The 18,290-nt window shown below is 65.6% G+C and carries 14 protein-coding genes; 1 reads left to right on the top strand and 13 read right to left on the bottom strand.

Annotated elements, in window-relative coordinates:
* Positions 1–4: 4 nt before the first annotated feature.
* Genes fdhF through YU9_RS0106275 form a run of 3 tightly spaced genes read right to left on the bottom strand, consistent with a single transcriptional unit; the run spans position 5 to position 4,915 of the window.
* Positions 5–2,878 carry a formate dehydrogenase subunit alpha gene (fdhF, locus tag YU9_RS0106285; protein ID WP_027572022.1) on the bottom strand — a complete coding sequence of 958 codons (2,874 nt, stop codon included), beginning with the start codon at positions 2,876–2,878 and terminating at the stop codon, positions 5–7.
* 10 nt (positions 2,879–2,888) lie between these two features.
* Positions 2,889–4,445 carry an NADH-quinone oxidoreductase subunit NuoF gene (locus tag YU9_RS0106280; protein ID WP_027572021.1) on the bottom strand — a complete coding sequence of 519 codons (1,557 nt, stop codon included), beginning with the start codon at positions 4,443–4,445 and terminating at the stop codon, positions 2,889–2,891.
* Positions 4,442–4,915 (bottom strand): formate dehydrogenase subunit gamma, encoded by a 474-nt coding sequence (locus tag YU9_RS0106275; RefSeq protein WP_027572020.1) that lies wholly within the window; start codon positions 4,913–4,915, stop codon positions 4,442–4,444. The genes YU9_RS0106280 and YU9_RS0106275 overlap by 4 nt, the downstream gene beginning before the upstream one ends.
* 224 nt (positions 4,916–5,139) lie before the next feature.
* On the opposite strand from YU9_RS0106275, the gene YU9_RS0106270 reads away from it, so the two are divergent.
* Positions 5,140–6,033 (top strand): LysR family transcriptional regulator, encoded by an 894-nt coding sequence (locus YU9_RS0106270; RefSeq protein WP_027572019.1) that lies wholly within the window; start codon positions 5,140–5,142, stop codon positions 6,031–6,033.
* Positions 6,034–6,255: 222 nt separating this feature from the next.
* Here the strand turns inward: YU9_RS0106270 and YU9_RS0106265 are convergent, their stop codons facing one another.
* The 10 genes from YU9_RS0106265 to oxlT form a co-directional block, all read right to left on the bottom strand.
* A complete protein-coding gene (locus YU9_RS0106265; protein ID WP_027572018.1) occupies positions 6,256–8,586 on the bottom strand; it encodes a PAS domain-containing sensor histidine kinase in 2,331 nt (776 codons plus the stop codon).
* 222 nt (positions 8,587–8,808) lie between these two features.
* On the bottom strand, positions 8,809–10,185 hold the full coding sequence (locus YU9_RS0106260; RefSeq protein ID WP_027572017.1) for a cation-efflux pump: 1,377 nt from the start codon (positions 10,183–10,185) through the stop codon (positions 8,809–8,811).
* Positions 10,186–10,383: 198 nt separating this feature from the next.
* A complete protein-coding gene (locus tag YU9_RS0106255; RefSeq protein ID WP_027572016.1) occupies positions 10,384–11,352 on the bottom strand; it encodes a zinc-binding dehydrogenase in 969 nt (322 codons plus the stop codon).
* A 242-nt stretch (positions 11,353–11,594) separates the two neighbouring features.
* A complete protein-coding gene (locus YU9_RS0106250; RefSeq protein WP_256375865.1) occupies positions 11,595–12,626 on the bottom strand; it encodes a nitronate monooxygenase family protein in 1,032 nt (343 codons plus the stop codon).
* Between the two features lie 325 nt (positions 12,627–12,951).
* Positions 12,952–13,602, bottom strand: coding sequence for a hypothetical protein (locus YU9_RS0106245; protein WP_027572014.1), 651 nt, complete (start codon positions 13,600–13,602; stop codon positions 12,952–12,954).
* A 46-nt stretch (positions 13,603–13,648) separates the two neighbouring features.
* Positions 13,649–13,852, bottom strand: a complete 204-nt coding sequence (locus YU9_RS0106240) for a hypothetical protein (protein ID WP_036017107.1) — start codon at positions 13,850–13,852, stop codon at positions 13,649–13,651.
* Positions 13,853–14,096: 244 nt separating this feature from the next.
* Positions 14,097–14,882 (bottom strand): fumarylacetoacetate hydrolase family protein, encoded by a 786-nt coding sequence (locus YU9_RS0106235; RefSeq protein WP_036017105.1) that lies wholly within the window; start codon positions 14,880–14,882, stop codon positions 14,097–14,099.
* Positions 14,882–15,901 (bottom strand): 2-dehydropantoate 2-reductase, encoded by a 1,020-nt coding sequence (locus tag YU9_RS0106230; RefSeq protein ID WP_027572011.1) that lies wholly within the window; start codon positions 15,899–15,901, stop codon positions 14,882–14,884. The genes YU9_RS0106235 and YU9_RS0106230 overlap by 1 nt, the downstream gene beginning before the upstream one ends.
* 250 nt (positions 15,902–16,151) lie before the next feature.
* A complete protein-coding gene (locus tag YU9_RS0106225) occupies positions 16,152–16,577 on the bottom strand; it encodes a CBS domain-containing protein (protein WP_027572010.1) in 426 nt (141 codons plus the stop codon).
* 176 nt (positions 16,578–16,753) lie between these two features.
* Entirely contained in the window at positions 16,754–18,076 is a 1,323-nt protein-coding gene (gene oxlT / locus YU9_RS0106220; RefSeq protein WP_027572009.1) for an oxalate/formate MFS antiporter, read from the bottom strand.
* Positions 18,077–18,290 lie beyond the last annotated feature (214 nt).

Below are 18,290 nucleotides of genomic sequence, written 5' to 3'. Positions count from 1 at the left end.
GCCGTTACTCCGCAGCTTCGGCCGGCACGATGCGGCGGGACTGCCGCGCCTGTGCGTCATAGGCTTTTTGCCAGTCCGACGGGCCGTTCGAGGGCGAGACCTGCACCGCCGTGACCTTGTATTCCGGGCAGTTGGTCGCCCAATCCGAATAGTCCGTGGTGATGACGTTCGCCTGCGTGTCCGGGTGGTGGAAGGTGGTGTAGACGACGCCGGGGGCAACGCGGTCGGTGATCTCCGCGCGCAGCGTGGTCTCGCCAGCGCGGCTCTTCAGCCGCACCCAGTCGCCGTCGCGCACGCCGCGCTGCTCGGCATCGTGCGGATGGATCTCGAGGCGATCCTCGGCATGCCAGACCACGTTGTCGGTGCGCCGCGTCTGCGCGCCGACATTGTACTGGCTGAGGATGCGGCCCGTGGTGAGCAGTAGCGGATAGCGCGGCCCGGTGCGCTCGTCGGTGGCGACATATTCGGTGACGACGAACTTGCCCTTGCCGCGGACGAAGCCGTCGATATGCATCACCGGCGTGCCCTCGGGCGCCTTCTCGTTGCAGGGCCACTGCACCGAGCCAAGCTCATCCAGCTTGGCGTAGGAGACGCCAGCGAAGGTCGGCGTCAGCGCCGCGATCTCGTCCATGATCTCGGAGGGGTGGCTGTAGTTCATCTCGAAGCCCATGGCCTTGGCAAGGCCGATGGTGACCTCCCAGTCGGCAAGGCCGTTCTTTGGCGTCATCACCTTGCGCACGCGCTGGATGCGCCGCTCGGCATTGGTGAAGGTGCCATCCTTCTCGAGAAAGCTCGAGCCGGGAAGGAAGACGTGGGCGTAGTTCGCGGTCTCGTTCAGGAAGAGGTCGTGGACGATCACGCATTCCATCGCCGACAGCGCTGCCACCACGTGGCTGGTGTTGGGGTCGGACTGGAGGATGTCCTCGCCCTGCACGTAGATCCCCATGAACGTGCCTTCGACCGCGGCATCGAACATGTTGGGGATGCGCAGGCCGGGCTCCGGGTTGAGCTTGACGTTCCACAGCGCCTCGAACTGGTCGCGCACGGCATCGCCCGAGATGTGGCGGTAGCCGGGCAGCTCGTGCGGGAACGAGCCCATGTCGCAGGAGCCCTGCACGTTGTTTTGGCCGCGCAGCGGGTTCACGCCGACGCCGGGGCGCCCGATATTGCCTGTTACCATCGCAAGGTTGGCGATCGCGATCACGGTGGTCGAGCCCTGGCTGTGCTCGGTGACGCCGAGGCCGTAATAGATCGCGCCGTTGCCGCCAGTGGCGTAGGTCCGCGCGGCTTCGCGCAGCACCTTGGGATCGACGCCGGTGAGGATGGCGGTGGCTTCCGGGCTGTTGTTCGGCTGGGCGACGAAGGCCGCCCATTCCTCGAACTCGCTCCAGTCGCAGCGCTCGCGCACGAAGGCTTCGTTGACGAGGCCCTCGGTGACGATGACATGCGCCAGCGCGGTCATCACCGCGACATTGGTGCCGGGCATCAGGGGCAAATGCAGCGCCTTCACATGCGGCGATTCCACCATCTCGGTGCGGCGCGGATCGATCACGATCAGCTTGGCGCCCTGGCGCAGCCGCTTCTTCAGGCGCGAGGCGAACACCGGGTGAGCGGACGCCGGATTGGCGCCGATGACGACGACGACGTCGGTGTCCTCGACCGAGTCGAAATCCTGCGTGCCGGCGGAGGTGCCGAAGGTGGTGGCGAGGCCATAGCCGGTCGGGGAGTGGCAGACGCGGGCGCAGGTGTCGACATTGTTGTTGCCGAAGCCGGCGCGGATCAGCTTCTGCACCAGATAGGTTTCCTCGTTGGTGCATCGGGACGAGGTGATGCCGCCGATGGCGTCGCGGCCGTATTTCTTCTGGATGCCGCGCATCTTGGCGGCAGCGAAGGAGAACGCCTCGTCCCAGGACACTTCCTTCCAGGGATCCTCGATTCTTTCGCGGATCATCGGTTTGAGGATGCGCTCCTTGTGGTTGGTGTAGCCCCAGGCGAAGCGGCCCTTGACGCAGGAATGGCCGCGATTGGCCTTGCCGTCCTTATAGGGCACCATGCGCACCACTTCCTCGCCGCGCATCTCCGCCTTGAAGGCGCAGCCGACGCCGCAATAGGCGCAGGTGGTGACGACGGAGTGCTCGGGCTGGCCGATCTCGATCACGGACTTTTCCGTCAGCGTCGCGGTCGGGCAGGCCTGCACGCAGGCGCCGCAGGAGACGCATTCGGAGCCTAGAAAACTTTCGCTCATGCCGGGCGAGACGCGGCTGTCGAAGCCGCGTCCGGAGATGGTCAGCGCGAAGGTACCTTGCACCTCCTCGCAGGCGCGGACGCAGCGCGAGCAGACGATGCACTTGGAGGGATCGTAGGTGAAATACGGGTTGGACTCGTCCTTCGGCATCCAGTGGTCGTTGGTGCAGCCATCGGTCTTGGCGAAGACGTGGTTCTCGCCCTCATAGCCGTAGCGTACGTCGCGCAGGCCGACGGCGCCGGCCATGTCCTGCAATTCGCAGTCGCCATTGGCGCCGCAGGTGAGGCAGTCGAGCGGATGGTCGGAGATGTAGAGCTCCATCACGCCCTTGCGCAGCTGCTTCAGCCGCTCGGTCTGGGTGTGCACGACGAGGCCGTTCATCACCGGCGTGGTGCAGGACGCCGGCGTGCCGGCGCGGCCCTCGATCTCGACGAGACAGAGCCGGCAGGAGCCGAACGCGTCGACCATGTCGGTCGCGCACAGCTTCGGGATCTGGTGACCAGCGTCCATCGCGGCTCGCATGATCGAGGTGCCCTCGGGCACCGAGATTTCCTTGCCGTCGATGGTCAGCGTCACCATCGTTTCGGATTTCGAGCGCGGCGTGCCGAAGTCGATTTCTTCGATCAGAGACATTGTCGTTCTCCTATTCCGCGGCCTGAAGCGTGGTCGGGGCCGGGACGAAGTCCTCCCGGAAGTGCTTCAGTGCACTGAGCACGGGGTAGGGCGTGAAGCCGCCGAGTGCGCACAGCGAGCCGAATTTCATGGTGTTGCAGAGGTCCTCGACCAGCGCGAGGTTTTCATGGACGCGCTCGCCGTTGATGATCTTCTCGATGGTCTCGACGCCACGGGTCGAGCCGATCCGGCACGGCGTGCACTTGCCGCAGGATTCGACGGCGCAGAACTCCATCGCGAAACGCGCTTGCCTCCGCATGTCGACGCTGTCGTCGAACACGACGATGCCGCCATGGCCGATCAGGCCGTCGCGCGCGGCGAAGGCCTCGTAGTCGAACTGAGTGTCGAACAGGGCACGGGGGAAGTAGGCGCCTAAGGGCCCGCCGACCTGCACGGCGCGGACTGGGCGGCCCGTGAACGTGCCGCCGCCGATGTCGTCGACGAGCTCGCCAAGCGTCACGCCGAACGCGGTCTCGAACAGGCCACCGTAGCGGATGTTGCCGGCGAGCTGGATCGGCATGGTGCCGCGGGAGCGGCCCATGCCGAAATCGGCATAGGCCTTGGCGCCCTCGGCGAGGATGAAGGGGATCGCGGCGAAGGACAGCACGTTGTTGATCACGGTCGGCTTGCCGAACAGGCCGTGATGCGCCGGCAGCGGCGGTTTGGCGCGCACGATGCCGCGGCGGCCTTCGAGGCTCTCCAGCAGCGAGGTCTCCTCGCCGCAGACATAGGCGCCGGCGCCGACGCGCACCTCGAGCTCGAAGCTGTAGGTCGAGCCGCCGATCTTGTCGCCGAGATAGCCGCCGCGCCTGGCCGCCGCGATCGCGGCGTTCATCGCCTCGACCGCGTGCGGATATTCGCTGCGGATATAGATGTAGCCCTTGGTCGCGCCGACGGTGAGGCCGGCGATGGTCATGCCCTCGATCACCAGGAAGGGATCGCCTTCCATGATCATGCGGTCGGCAAAGGTGCCGCTGTCGCCTTCGTCGGCGTTGCAGACGATGAATTTGCGGTCGGCCTTGGCTTGCGCGACCGTCTTCCACTTGATCCCGGTCGGGAAGCCGGCGCCGCCGCGGCCGCGCAGGCCGGACGCCGTGACTTCGTTCAGGATTGCATCAGGTCCAAGCGAGAGCGCGCGCTCAAAACCCTTGTAGCCGCCATGGGCGCGATAGTCGTCGAGCGAGCGCGGATCGATCACGCCGCAGCGGGCGAAGGTGAGGCGGGTCTGGCGCTTCAGCCAGGGAATCTCGTCGGTCGCGCCCAGCCGCAACAGATGCGGCGTGTTGCTGGCGAGCGCGTCGAGCAGGGAAGGCACGTCGGTCTCGGTGACCGGACCGAAGGCGATGCGGCCCTGGGGCGTGGCGACCTCGACCAGCGGCTCCAGCCAGTACATCCCGCGCGAGCCGGTCCTGACGATCTCGATGGCAAGGCCGCGCTTGGCGGCGGCCTGCTCCAGCGCCAGGGCGACCTCATCGGCGCCGACGGCCACCGCACCCGCATCTCGTGAGACGTAGAGACGCATGCTCATCGCTGTGCCTCCGCGACCAGTGCATCGAGGCGCTTCTCGTCGAGCCGGCCAATGAGGCGGCCGTCGAGCATCGCGGATGGCGCAGTCGCGCACAGGCCAAGGCAGTAGATCGGCTCCAGCGTGACGCGATCGTCGGCCGTGGTGTTGCCGAGCGAGACGCCAAGCTTCGCCTCCGCCCGCGCGGCCAGCGCATCGCCGCCAGCGGCCTGACAGGCTTCGGCGCGGCACAGCTTCAGCACGTGGCGGCCGGCCGGCTTGTGGCGGAAATCATGATAGAACGTGAACACGCCATGCACTTCGGCGCGCGACAAGTTGAGTGCCTTCGCCACCGTGGGAATGGCGGCCTCCGGCACGTAGCCGAACGCCTCTTGAAGCGCATGCAGGATGACGAGCGTCGCGCCTTCCTGCCCGGCATGTTCGGCGATGATCTCGGCGCCGCGCGTTTCGTCCCAATCATAAACCGCTGTCATTGTTCATTCTCAACCAGAGCGTTTCTTGCTCCGAAACTATTTGGAATCATTCGAAGATCAATAAAGCTGTCCCGTGCTGCGATTGCGAATTCAGATCGATTGGCAAGCGCGATCGCTCGATCTCAAATTGCAATTAAGGCCGTCCTGGCAGGCGGTTTTTGCGTGTTGGGAAGGGGTTGGGCGTGCTAGCTTGCATGCACCACAGAATCCGAGGGGACGACCGGTTGATCGACAAGCTTGAACTGCTGCTGGCGCTGGCGAAGGAGCGGCATTTCGGACGCGCTGCCGAGGCCTGCGGCGTGACCCAACCGACGATGTCGACCGGGCTGAAGCAGCTCGAGGAGATTCTCGGCGTGATGCTGGTCCAGCGCGGCTCGCGCTTTCAGGGATTCACCCCCGAAGGCGAGCGGGCACTCGACTGGGCGCGGCGGATCGTGGGCGATGCCCGCGCGATGCGCGACGAGATCAACGGGCTGAAGCACCAGCTCTCCGGCGAAATCCGTATCGCGGCGATCCCGACCGTGCTCGGCATGGTCGCCTCGCTGACGACGCCGTTTCGCGCCCGGCATCCCGAGGTGCGCTTCCGCATCCAGTCCACCACCTCGTCCGAGGTGCTGGGGCTGCTCGAAAATCTCGAGGTCGATGCAGGGCTGACCTATATCGAGAACGAGCCGATCGGCAAGGTGCGCACCATTCCGCTCTACAATGAGAGCTATCGCCTGCTCACCGCACCGGATGCGATGTTCGGCGACCGCGAGACGGTGACCTGGACCGAAGTCGGGCAGGTGCCGTTGTGCCTGCTGACGCCCGACATGCAGAACCGCCGCATCATCGACCGCGCGTTGCGATCGGTCGGCGCGGAGGCGACGCCGACGCTGACCTCGAATTCGCTCTTGGTGCTGTTCACGCATGTGAAGACGGGGCGCTGGGCCAGCGTGATGCCGGCCAAGCTCGCCGAGACGCTCGGCCTGTCCGATACGGTACGGTCGATTCCGATTGTCGATCCCGAGGTCAATTACAGCATCGGCCTCGTGATCCCCCAGCGCGATCCGATGACGCCGCTGATCGCCGCGCTGGTCAATGTGGCGCGTGAAGTGGCGCCGAAGCTGCAATCGTAGAGATCTGCAGCGTCATGAGATCAGGCTTGATTGCTGCAACGGAGGTGCGCTCCCTCGCCCGCTTGCGGGAGAGGGCTGGGGAGAGGGTGTTTCCGCAATGGGACAATCCCTGAGAGGAGAGAGCCCTCACCCGCGCCTTCGGCGCGACCTCTCCCGCAAGCAGGAGAGGTGTCGGGCCGCGGCATCGATCCAACCCAAAGCGATGCAGCTCTAAATCGAAGTTTAAGCCGCAGCCGATATCCCGGACGCCGCCTTGATCGCGTCGCGCGGCAGGGTCACGCGCACGACGGTGCCGACGTCGATTTTCGAGCGCAGCCGCATCGAGCCGCCGTGGAGCTGCGCCAGCGAGCGGGCGATCGCGAGGCCGAGGCCCGAGCCGTGATAGGTCTTGGTGAGCTGGCTCTCGACCTGCTCGAACGGGCGCCCGAGCCGCGCCAGCGAATGCGGCGCGATGCCGATGCCGGTGTCGGCGATCATCAGCACGATCCTGTCGTCAAGCTGCCGGCTGCGCACCACGACACGTCCGCCGTCGGGCGTGAACTTCACGGCGTTGGAGAGCAGGTTGACGATGATCTGCTTGGTGGCGCGGCGGTCGGCGACGACCGAGATGGATTTTGCGATGTCGGCGTCCAGCGTCAGGTGCTTGTCCTGCGCCCGGCCGGTGACAACCCGTAAGGATTCAGCGAGCGTCTTCGAGAGATCGAGCTCTTCCATGTCGAGTTTCATGCGGCCGGCTTCGATCTTGGACATGTCGAGGATGTCGTTGATGACCTCGAGCAGATAGTGGCCGCTGGTCAGGATGTCCTGACAGTATTCCTGGTACTTCTCGCTTCCGAGCTCGCCGAACATGCCCGAGCCCATGATCTCGGAGAAGCCGATGATGGCGTTGAGCGGCGTGCGCAGCTCGTGGCTCATATTGGCGAGGAATTTCGACTTGGTCTGGTTGGCTTCCTCGGCGCGGGTCTTCTCGCGCTGGTACTTCTCGGCGAGGTCGGCGAGCTCGACCGCCTGGCGCTCCAGCGCTGCCTGCGAGCGCTTGAGGTCGATGACGGTGGCCCGCAGGCGCAGATCGTTGTCGACCAGCTTCTGCTCGTGCTCCTTGATGCGGGTGATGTCGGTTCCGACCGAGACGTAACCGCCGTCCTTGGTGCGGCGCTCGCTGATGTGCAGCCAGCTGCCGTCGTCGAGCTGTGCCTCGAAGGTGCGCGCGCCGGGGCCTTGGGCAGCGGTCTCGTTGTGGCGGGTGCGCACCTCCGGCATGCGGCCGACCTCGAGCACGGTCTCGTAGGAGGTGCCGGGAATGACGGCCGTGTCGGGCAGCTTGTGCAGGCGCTGGAAGTGCGAGTTGCAGAGCACCAGGCGGTCGCTCGCATCCCACAGCACGAACGCCTCAGGAATGGTCTCGATCGCATCGCGCAGGCGGAGGTCGGCTTCCACGGTCTTTTCCGCAAGGCTCTTCTGCTCGGTGATGTCGACGGCGATCCCGATCAGGTGCACGCTGGAATCAGTCGCCCCGCGCGTCTTCTCGCAGCGGACGCGGAGCCAGATCCAGTGGCCGTCGACATGCTGCATGCGGAAGGTCTGGTCGATGTGGTCGATCTTCTCGGAGATGAGCTGGTCGGCGATCGCGAACAGGTCGATGTCGTCGGACTTCACCAGCGCGTTGACCTCGCCGAAGGTGAGGAGCTCGTGGCGGCCGTCGAGGCCGAGCATCGAGAACATGGACTGCGACCAGAAGATCCGGCCGCGCGACAGATCCCAGTCCCACAGCCCGCAGCGGCCGCGGTTGAGCGCGGTGTCGATGCGGCCGCGCACGGCGTCGTTGATGAGGTCGCCCTCGCGGGCGCGGGTCGACTGCCAGTGGAAGGCGAAGCCGAGGATCAGGACGACGAAGCCGGTGGTCGCCGACAGCGTCACCGAGAGCGCGGCGTCCGAGCCCCAGATCGGCTCGTTGCGCTCCTGGATCACGGTGACGAAGCCGGGGAGTGACTTGATCTGCCGTGAGGTCGCCATCGCGATGTTGCCGCTCGGCAGCGTCATGTCGGCGATGTTGCCGTCGCGTGGCGGCGCGGCGATCAGCTGCGCGGTCGTGATCGCATCGAGCAGGCGGTCGTTGCCGACCGGGTCGCTGTCGACCGGGATGCGGGCGAGGATACGGCGGTCGATGCCGGCAGAGGTGACGATGACGTGGCGGCCCGAGGCCGTGGCCCAGGACGGAATGAGATCGGGCAGCAGCGTCGGCAGGCTCTCGATGGTCTTGAGCCGCTCCTGGCGGATCGAGGCGAGGCGATCGATGCGCTCGGCGAGCAGGTCGGCGAGTGCCGAAATGTCGTGGCGGATCACCAGCCGCTTCTGGCGCGTCTGGTCGACCACTTGCACGAACGCGCCGAGGCAGATCGTGATCAGGAAGGCGATGATGAGCGTCGGCACTGCGCGGCGCAGCGCCGGCTCCGCGATCAGGAGCCGGTGATAGGCAGGTTTCGCGATCGATTGCGCCAATCCCTTGATCGAATCGGATTGGACGCACGCGCTCGCGGCGTCTGCACGCGACATGCCTTCGGCCCCCTGAAAACCTGCTTGCAACTGAAGTCCGGAAGCGGCCCCACGTCGCTTCCGAATCACACTGATTTGAATCCAGTTTTCGCGGGCTGTCGAGAGTCAACGAATCGTTAACGCGAAATTATTCTTATCCAACGCGCAGTTTGTGCATCGGGTGTCCGCAAACTCACGGGCGCAACGAGTCCGAAACGAGAACGTGTGACTCTCCACACAATCTCATCGCGCACGCGGCGGTTCGGCGTGACTGATGACGCGCTTCACGCTCGGGAACGCACGCCGCAATGCGCGCTCGATCGCGTCCACACGCTCGTGCACCTTGATCACGCTCATCGACGGCGCAGCGCGGCAGTGGAAATTGACGATCTCGCCGGCGTCGGTGTTGCGGACGCGCACATTATGGATGTCGTGGATCTCGCCTTCGCCGGCGAATTCGGCCAGCGCGGCGGCGATGGTCTGCACCCTCTCCGGCGCGGCGTCGACGCCGAACGGCAGTTCCGGTTCCAGCGGCTCGATGTGAACGTCGACCTCAACGTCCTCGCCGAACTCCTCCTGGATGTTGCGCTCCAGCGTGTTGGCGATGTCGTGGGCGGCCTCGAGCGGCATGTCGGCATCGACCTCGAGGTCGATGCCGACGATCAGCTTGGCGCCGAGATCGTGCACCGTGACGTGATGGATGGCGAGCCCGGAATTGCGCGCGATCACCATGATGCGGTCGCGCACGGTCTCGTTGTCGCGCGCGACCGGCACCGCGGTGAAGGTGAGGTCGGCATCGCCGAACGCCTTATCGACCGCGGCTTGCGCGTTGCGCTTGATGTCCTCGACACGGTCAATCGGATAGGTCCGCGGCACCTTCGCGATGGTGTCGATGAACGTGGTCGCTCCGACCATGCGCACGCGCAAGCGATCGACGTCGATCACGCCCGGTACGCCACGGATTGCGGCGGTGGCCTTCTCCTGCGCGCCCTCCGGAGCGCGGTCGACCAGCGTCTGCACGGTCGAGCCGGCCATGCGCAGGCCGAGCGCTGCGATCATCACGGCAACCGCGGCGGCCGCCGCGGCGTCGCCCCACCAGAAGCCGAGCCCGGCGAGGACCAGGCCAACGATCACGGCGAGCGAGCCCATGACGTCGGAGGCAAAATGCAGCGCATCCGCCGCCAGTGCCTGGCTCCTGGTCTCCCGCGCGGCACGATGCAGCGCGCGGGCGCGCCAGAGATTGACGGCGATATCGATCACCAGCACCACGAACGGCACGGCCGAAATCGTCGGCGGCGGGGTTCCCTCGCGCAGCCGGCTATAGGCCTCGACCAGGATGCCGCCGGCGAGCACGTAGAGCAGGGCGGTGACGCCGAGCGCAGAGATGCTTTCCAGCTTGCCGTGGCCGTAATGGTGCTCCTCGTCCGCCGGCTTGTCCGATACCCGCACCACCGCCCAGGTGATGATGGTCGCGACCAGGTCGATCGAGGAATGCAGGGCCTCGGAGATCAGCGCCAGCGAGCCGATCGCGATCCCGACCACGAACTTGGCCGCCGCCATGCCGCCGCTGGCGAAGATCGAGATCGCGGCGACCGAGGTCTTGTCGTGCTGGGAGGTCATGCCGGGGATGTAGCAGCCCGGCGGGGGACATCAAGTGATGATCCACAGCTGTTGTCGCGAGTGATTTGCAGGAGCGGGGTGCTTCCTCGCCCGTCATTCCGGGGCGCCGAAGGCGAACCCGGAATCTCGAGATTCCCCGGTGCGCAGTTGCGCACCTGAGGTTCGGCTCTTAGAGCCGCCCCGGAATGACGATGGCTCCTATAACGTCAAGACGATTTTCCCCAGATGCTTGTTCGCCTCCATATGCTCGAACGCCTTGTCGATGTCGTCGAACGCGAACACCTTGTCGATCGGCAGCTGCAGCTTGCGCGCTTCCACCGCGCCCCAGATGTCCTTGCGGACCTCCGCAAAGATCTCGCGGACCTCCTCGATGGTGCGGGTACGGAAGGTGACGCCGACATAGTCGATGCGGCGGGCCGCATGCAGGTCGAAGTTGAAGTCGGCGTGGGTGCCACCGAGCCGGCCGACATTGACGATGCGGCCCAAGATCTTCGTCGCGGCGAGGTTCTGGCTTGCGACCTTGCCGGAGACCTGGTCGACGATGAGATCGACGCCTTCGCCGTTCGTCGCCTTCAGCACCTCGTCGACCCATTTCGGATCGGAGCTGTCGACGGCGAGATCGGCGCCATAGTCCTTCAGCCGGCCGCGGCGATAGGCATCCGTCGACGAGCCGATCACGAGCTTGGCGCCTTTGAGCCTGGCGATCTGCATCGCCATCAGGCCGACGCCGGAGCTGGCGCCCTGGATCAGCACGGCTTGCCCCGGTTGCACCCCGCCGACGGTGACGACGGCGTTGTGCATGGTCGCGAGCGCAACGGGGAGGGTGGCGGCCTCCTCGAAATTCATGTTCGAGGGTGCGGGGAATAACCGGCCGTGATCGGCCAACGTGTATTCGGCAAACGCCGCGCTGCCCGAGCCCATGATGCGGTCGCCGACCTTGACGCCCTTCGCATCCGGCCCGAGCTCGGCAACTTCGCCGGCCCATTCCATACCGAGCACGGTGCCGACGCCGCCGGCCGCGCCGTGGGCGTGGCCCTTGCGCATGCCGGTGTCGGCACGGTTCAGCCCGCAGGCGCGCACGCGGACGAGGACCTGCGTGCCTTTCGGTTTTGGTTGAGCGACGTCGGAAATCCTCGCGCCATCAGGGCCATAGACGTAGGCTTTCATGTCTTACCTCGGACTCAGTTGAGATCGTAGATGAAGAGCGGGGCCGCTCTTCGCCTCTCCCCGTTTGCGGGGAGAGGCCGGAATTTGCGGAGCAAATTGCGGGTGAGGGGGAGTCTTCGCGAGTCCAACTGTCACCACCCGCGTGGAGAGAGCCCCTCACCCCAACCCTCTCCCCGTAAGAACGGGGCGAGGGAGCGCACTTTCGGCGCGGCGGGTGCCGTGTTCAAATCACTTCAGCGAGTTTATTCAGCAGCTTCGCGTTGCGGCTGAACGATCATGCCTTCCAGCCGGCCGCGGATGATCGCCTCCGCCTCGCGCACGATGCGGGAGACCAGCTCGGCGCAGCTCGGGATGTCCTGGATCAGGCCCTGCACCTGGCCGGCCGACCAGATGCCCTCGTCGGAATTCCCGGTGGCATAGACCATCTTGCCGCGGGCGCCGGCAACCAGCTCGCGGATGTCCTCGAACCTGGCGCCTTCCTTTTCCATCGCGACGACCTTGGTCGAGATCACGTTCTTGGCCACGCGCGAGGTGTTGCGCATGGTGCGGAAGATCAGCTCGGTCTCGCGCTCGTCATTGGCGACGATCTTCTCCTTGATGAGCTGGTGGATCGGGCTCTCCTTGGTGGCCATGAAGCGGGTGCCCATGTTGATGCCGTCGGCACCCAGCGCCAGCGCCGCGACGAGGCCGCGGGCATCGGCAAAGCCGCCCGAGGCGATCATCGGGATCTTGATCTTGTTGGCGGCGGCCGGGATCAGGATCAAACCGGGCGTGTCGTCCTCGCCAGGATGGCCGGCGCATTCGAACCCGTCGATCGAGATGGCGTCGACGCCCATGCGCTCGGCCGAGAGCGCGTGGCGGACGCTGGTGCATTTGTGCACGACCTTGACGCCGTGCTTTTTGAACTCGTCGACATGCTCCTGCGGCTTGTTGCCGGCGGTCTCGACCACCTTGATGCCGCTCTCGATGATGGCGGCGCGGTACTCGGCATAAGGCGGCGGCTTGATCGCGGGCAGGATGGTGAGGTTGACGCCGAACGTCTTGTCGGTGAGGTCGCGGCAGCGCGCGATCTCCTTGGTGAGGTCCTCCGGCGTCGGCTGGGTCAACGCGGTGATGAAGCCGAGCGCGCCGGCATTCGCGACCGCCGCGACCAGGTCGGCCCGTCCGACCCATTGCATGCCGCCCTGGATGATCGGGTGCTGGACGCCGACGAGTTTGGTGAACCGTGTCTGCAACATGACCTGTTTCCCCCGGCCGCTGTGGCGCTCTGTTATCAGTTGATGGCGGGGAGGATGCCGCCGGGATCGGGAAATGTCTATTGCGCCGGCGTGGGGCGATCATGCGAGGGGCGAAGAGATTCCGTGCGGCGGATAATTGGATGGGGCCCGCATGTGACGGCGCCAGTCGGTCTCGTGTCCCGGACGCGCTGCAACGTTCTTCACGTTGCGGCGCTGAGCCGGGACCCATGCGCCCGCGGATGCTCCTGAGAGATGGGCCCCGGCTCTGCAGCGCACCGTCGAAGAGACGCTGCGCTGCATCCGGGGCACGGACAGGCAATCCGAAATGATGGGAGGTAGGGGCGAGGCTACAGGTCTTCGGCTACTCCGCCGACAGCCGCACCATCTGCCGGCCGCCATTCATTTCCTTCAGGCGGTTGACGAAGTTTTCCGGGCGCTGCCAGCGGTTGGGGACCTGCAAGCCCATGAACTCGGCGATGTCGCCGATGAACCCGGTGCAGTTGGTGGTCTCGGCGTTCCACACCGGCGAGTTCGCCTGCAGCTTCTTGATGTAGGCGAACACGCGTTTGGCGTCGGCCTCGTTGAGATAGACGCGGTAGCTCGCGGTCAGATATTCCGGATCGAGATCGCCGTAGCTTGCGCCGGTCTCGGATGGCACAAAGGTGATGTGACCGAGCACATAAGCGAGCGTGTCGCCCGCCGGCGTGAGGCCCGCGACCTCGACCGCCTTCTCGCTGGTCTTGCCATACCAGACGAAGGCATGGCCCCAGCTCGCGGCCGTGCGGGCGCGGAAGTCGACGTAGTAGGGACCCTTCTCCGCACGTGCGAGCGGACGCCGCGTTGCTTGCGGCGCCGGCCGTGATGAGGTGTCGGTCGTGGCAAGCGCGTTCGCGTCGGCAACGCGCTTGTTCGCCTCGTGGGCCGAGGCTGAGGGCATCGTGCATGCGATCATGGCCGCGAGCGCGAAGCCCGCGAGGATGCAGGATCCCGATCGATCAGGTTTGTACCTCACGCTGTGCCCTCGACTCTCGGCCGCTTATGCAGATTCGTATTGCGCGTCAGTAGCGCGCTGCGACCGGGCCGGGCGCCTTGCCGATCGGGGCCTTTCCAACCGGGCTCTTGCCAATCGGCATCTTGCCGATCGGCGCCTGCTCGCCCGGATAAACCGGCACAGGCTGGCGGCGCGGCAAATCCGCAGCATTCGCGGCCGTCACCAGAGCAAGCGTAGCACCCAGAGCAATTACAATCTTCTTCACAGTCATACCCCTAGAAGGTTTGGTCCAAACACGGCAGTGCCGTGCCCCCAGACACGCCTCACAGAAGGGCGGCCGAATGCGTCCAAGTTGCGGCACGCCCGGGACATGTTGGCGGCATATGTCGGGCGCGCGCAGATGTGATGTGTCTGGATGTTTCAGAGCGCCATCGGCAGTGTCGTAACGCGGATGAGCGCAGCGACATCCGGGGTGTTCGTGGGGGTCCCGGATGTCTACGCCACTGTGCTCTCGGCTACAGCCGAAACTCGTTGGTGAGCTCGCCGATGCCGTCGATCGCCACCGTCACCGTGTTGACGGGCTCCTTCATCACGCCGACACCGACGGAGGTACCGACCGCGATGAGGTCGCCGGGCAGCAGGGTCATGTCGTGGGAGATCCTGCTGACCAGCTCCTGCGCGCTGAAGATCATGTCCGAGATCGGATAGTTCTGCCGCTCCGCGCCGTTGAGGATGGTGCGGACCGTGAGCTTGGCCGGATCGAGGCCGGTGGCGATCACGGGATCGAACGGGCCGTAATCGTCGATGCCCTTGGCGCGGGCCCATTGCGGGAAGGTGGGGTCGCGGGTCAGGATGTCGTTGGCGGTGATGTCGTTGACGCAGGTGTAGCCGAAGATGAAGCTGTCTGCTTCGCCAGGCGACACGCGGGCGCAGGTCCTGCCGATGACGATGCCGAGCTCGCCCTCATAGGTGGTCTTGCCGTCGTAATAGGACGGGCGGCGGATCACCGCGCCGGGTGCGGCGATGCTGGTGGTGGCCTTCAAGAGATAGAGCGGCTCCGGCGGCTCGGGCTGGTTCAGCTTGGCCGCGAGCGCGTGAAAATTATTCCAGAGCGCGACGATCTTGCTGGGCAGGCAGGGCGCGAGCAGCTCGACCTCCGAGAGCGCCAGCGTCTTGCCGGTAGCGGCGTTGCGGCCGAACATCTCGCCCTCATGCACGCTGATGCCTGATGGGGTCAGCGTGCCGAAGCCGGTTGCGCCGGCATGGCGGAAGCGCAGCCAGTGCTTGATCTGGTCCGTCATCACGCCACCGCCAGTGCGCGCGGATCTGATGGCGTCGAGACCCCGTCATAGAGGCCGGCAATGCGGGCGCGCTGGGTCACCATTGCCAGCACCGAGTCGAGCGCGGGCGTCGGGATGCCGGTGAGGCGGCCCATCTCCTGCACCACGGTGACGAGCGGGTCGATCTCCATCGGACGGCCGCGCTCGAGATCCTGCAGCATCGAGGTCTTGTGCGCGCCGACCTTGCGGGCGCCCTCGATGCGGCGCTCGACGTCGACGCGGAATTTGACGCCGAAGGTCTCTGCGATCGCCTGCGTCTCCATCATGATCGCACGCGACAGCGCGCGCGTCGCCGGATCGGTGCAGATCACGTCGAGCGTGGCGTGGGTCAGGGCGCTGATCGGATTGAAGCAGACATTGCCCCAGAGCTTGAGCCAGATCTCGTCGCGGATGCGGTCGAGCACCGGGGCCTTCAGACCGGCCGCGACGAAGAGATAGGCGAGGCGCTGCACGTCGGAGGTGATCTCGCCGGAGGGCTCGCCGAGCGGAAAATTGTTGCCGTAGACGTGGCGGATCACGCCGGGCGCCTCGATCTCGGTGGCGGGATAGACGATGCAGCCGATGGCGCGCTCGGCCCCTAGCTTGCGCCACTGCCGGCCGCCGGGATCGATGCTCTCCAGCGTCGAATTCTCGTATTGGCCGCCGTGCTTGTAGAAATACCAATAGGGGATGCCGTTGACGGCGGTGACGATGCGGGTGTGGGGGCCGAGCAGCGGCTGCATCTTTTCGATCACGCCGGTGATCGAATGCGCCTTCAGCGTGACGATGATGAAGTCCTGCACGCCGAGCTCGGCGGGATCGTCGGTGCAGCGCGGATGCACGGTGTGCTTCTCCTCGCCCGCAAGCAGCGTCAGGCCGCGCTCGCGCATGGCCGCGAGGTGCGCGCCACGCGCGACCAGGCTGACATCGGCGCCCGCGCGCGCGAGCTGAACCCCGAGATATCCGCCGATCGCGCCGGCGCCGTAGATGCAGATCTTCATGAAATCCTCGCGGGACCAAATTTGGCAGTTGGTTGGATCGATCAGGCAACGGGCTCCCTGCACCTCTCCCGCCTGCGGGAGAGGTCGGCGCGCCCCGGGCGATGCGGAGCATCGTCCCGAGCGCGGCGGGTGAGGGCTCTATCCTCTTGGGGGGTCTCCCCAGCGGAGACACCCTCTCCCCCCCTCTCCCGCAAGCGGGAGAGGGGGCGCAACTTTTCCGTGGCTGCAGTTCGGAAAGCGAGTCGACGCGTCAGGCTGCTTGCGGCGTCGAGTTGGCGGCCTCGTCGACCGCGGCGGCGATGTCGCGCATGCTGATGACCGAGACGAGGCTGTAATCGTCGATCACGGGCAGGTGACGGATGTGATGACGGTTCATCAGATGGCGGACGTGCTCGATCGTGTCCTGGGAGGTGCAGGACACCAGCTGCTGCACCGAGACCAGCTGCGAGACCTTGACGTTGACGGCACCCGCGCCGTGCTCGGCGACGGCGCGCACCACGTCACGCTCGGTGAACATGCCGACCGCGGTGTTGCCCTCGGAGCGGACCACGTCCTTGACCACCAGCGCGCTGATATTGTTGGCACGCATCAGCTTGGCCGCGATCCCCACCGTTTCGTTCATACGCACCGTGACAACGCGCGGCGTCTTCTTGCGCAGAATGTCTCCGACCAGCATTGCAACCTCCCTGGGTGAAGTTTGAGAGAAGTGTGGTATACATAATGCCAATCGTCAAGCGTTGGATTTGGCTGATCCGAAAAATCTTGCGACAGGAACACTGACGTTTGTCGCCGGTCCAAAAGAAAGGGCGCATCGCTGCGCCCCTTCTCAGGCCTGCGAAAGCGTGTGGCGGCTTACGCCGTCTCGGTCTTGGCGTTGCCGGTTGCCGTGCTGACGCTCTCGGCTTCCTTGCCGAGGATGAAGGAGCGGCGCAGCGGCTTGATCACGAACAGCGCCATCAGCGCCGCCGTTGCGTTCAGTGCCACCGCCACCACGAACACGGCCTTCCAGCCATAGGCGGTCGAGATCACGCTCGCGAGTGGGACGAGCAGGGAGGCCGTGCCCTTCGCGGTGTAGAGCATGCCGTTGTTGGTGGTTGCGAACTTCGCACCGAAGGTATCGCCGCAGGTCGCGGGGAACAGCGAGTAGATCTCGCCGAAGACGCCGAAATAGACCGCAGTCGCCAGCACGAAGACGACAGGCACGTGGCCATAGGCTGACAGCGTCAGCAGCATCAAGGCGGCGGTGCCGAAGGCGATGAACATGGTGGGCTCGCGGCCGATCGTGTCGGAGACCCAGCCGAAGAAGGGACGCCCGAAGCCGTCGAGGATGCGGTCGAGCGAGATCGCAAAGGTCAGCGCCGCCATCTGGAAGCCGGCGAGCGTCACCGGCGTGTCGGCGATCTTGAAGTCGTGCGCGATCGGGGCGATCTGCGCCGCGGTCATCAGCCCGCCCGATGCGACCATGACGAAGACGAGATACATCACCCAGAAAACAGGGCTGCGCAGCACCTGCGGCGGCGTGAAGTCGATCTTGGTCTGCGGCAGATTGAGCTGCTTCTTCTTCGGCGGGATGGCGAGGCGCGGCGGCTGGATGAAGAAGGCGAGCACGAACACGATGAGACCTTGGCCGATGCCGAAGGTGAGGAACGCGTGCTGATAGCCGCTCGAGACGATCATGCTCGCGATCGGCACGATCGTGAGCGCGGCGCCGGCGCCAAAGCCGGCGGCGGTCGCGCCGGCGGCGAGGCCGCGGCGGTCGGGAAACCATTTCAGCGCGTTGCCGACGCAGGTACCGTACACCGCGCCCGCGCCCATGCCGCCGATGATCGCAGCAGTGTAGAGCAGGGTGAGGGTGTCGGCATAGGAGTTGAGGATCCACGAGAGCGCGATCATCGCGCCGCCGAACATGACCACGATGCGCGGGCCGTATTTGTCGACGAACCAGGCCTCGACCGGCACCAGCCAGGTCTCGGTGATGACGAAGATGGTGAAAGCGAGCTGGATCGCGGCGCGCCCCCAATGATGGGCGGCGTCGATCGGATCGACGAACAGCGTCCAGCCATATTGCAGATTGGCGATCATCGCCATGCAGACGATGCCCATGCCGAGCTGGAGCCAACGGAAACCGGTGCGAAGCGGCGCGGCGGTGACGGCGCCATCCGGGCTGGAAATCATCAAGAACCTCCCAACGCGCCTGTCTGGTCGCACATCAGATTGCCAAGATGACCTGATGTCGCAAATATTGTGGCTTATCGTCGCAGGCGCGGCGCGGAGCTTGGTATACGATATCCCAGATTGCAAGCCCTATCTTGGCTCCCTGTTCAACAAAAATGCGCGGTTCCGCCCGGGGCCTTACGGGCGCGCGGGACCTTCGTGCAAAACGAAAACG

The sequence above is a fragment of the Bradyrhizobium sp. WSM1743 genome (genome assembly GCF_000473065.1).
Lineage (GTDB): Bacteria > Pseudomonadota > Alphaproteobacteria > Rhizobiales > Xanthobacteraceae > Bradyrhizobium.
Note: the sequence above shows the minus strand (reverse complement) of the source record. Positions and strands in the feature narration are given on the sequence as shown.

What these genes read in the sequence shown, in the direction of transcription:
- fdhF (WP_027572022.1), bottom strand. Translation starts at nt 2,878, where the DNA reads ATGTCTCTGATCGAAGAAATCGACTTCGGCACGCCGCGCTCGAAATCC.
- YU9_RS0106280 (WP_027572021.1), bottom strand. Translation starts at nt 4,445, where the DNA reads ATGAGCATGCGTCTCTACGTCTCACGAGATGCGGGTGCGGTGGCCGTC.
- YU9_RS0106275 (WP_027572020.1), bottom strand. Translation starts at nt 4,915, where the DNA reads ATGACAGCGGTTTATGATTGGGACGAAACGCGCGGCGCCGAGATCATC.
- YU9_RS0106265 (WP_027572018.1), bottom strand. Translation starts at nt 8,586, where the DNA reads ATGTCGCGTGCAGACGCCGCGAGCGCGTGCGTCCAATCCGATTCGATC.
- YU9_RS0106260 (WP_027572017.1), bottom strand. Translation starts at nt 10,185, where the DNA reads ATGACCTCCCAGCACGACAAGACCTCGGTCGCCGCGATCTCGATCTTC.
- YU9_RS0106255 (WP_027572016.1), bottom strand. Translation starts at nt 11,352, where the DNA reads ATGAAAGCCTACGTCTATGGCCCTGATGGCGCGAGGATTTCCGACGTC.
- YU9_RS0106240 (WP_036017107.1), bottom strand. Translation starts at nt 13,852, where the DNA reads ATGACTGTGAAGAAGATTGTAATTGCTCTGGGTGCTACGCTTGCTCTG.
- YU9_RS0106235 (WP_036017105.1), bottom strand. Translation starts at nt 14,882, where the DNA reads ATGACGGACCAGATCAAGCACTGGCTGCGCTTCCGCCATGCCGGCGCA.
- YU9_RS0106230 (WP_027572011.1), bottom strand. Translation starts at nt 15,901, where the DNA reads ATGAAGATCTGCATCTACGGCGCCGGCGCGATCGGCGGATATCTCGGG.
- YU9_RS0106225 (WP_027572010.1), bottom strand. Translation starts at nt 16,577, where the DNA reads ATGCTGGTCGGAGACATTCTGCGCAAGAAGACGCCGCGCGTTGTCACG.
- oxlT (WP_027572009.1), bottom strand. Translation starts at nt 18,076, where the DNA reads ATGATTTCCAGCCCGGATGGCGCCGTCACCGCCGCGCCGCTTCGCACC.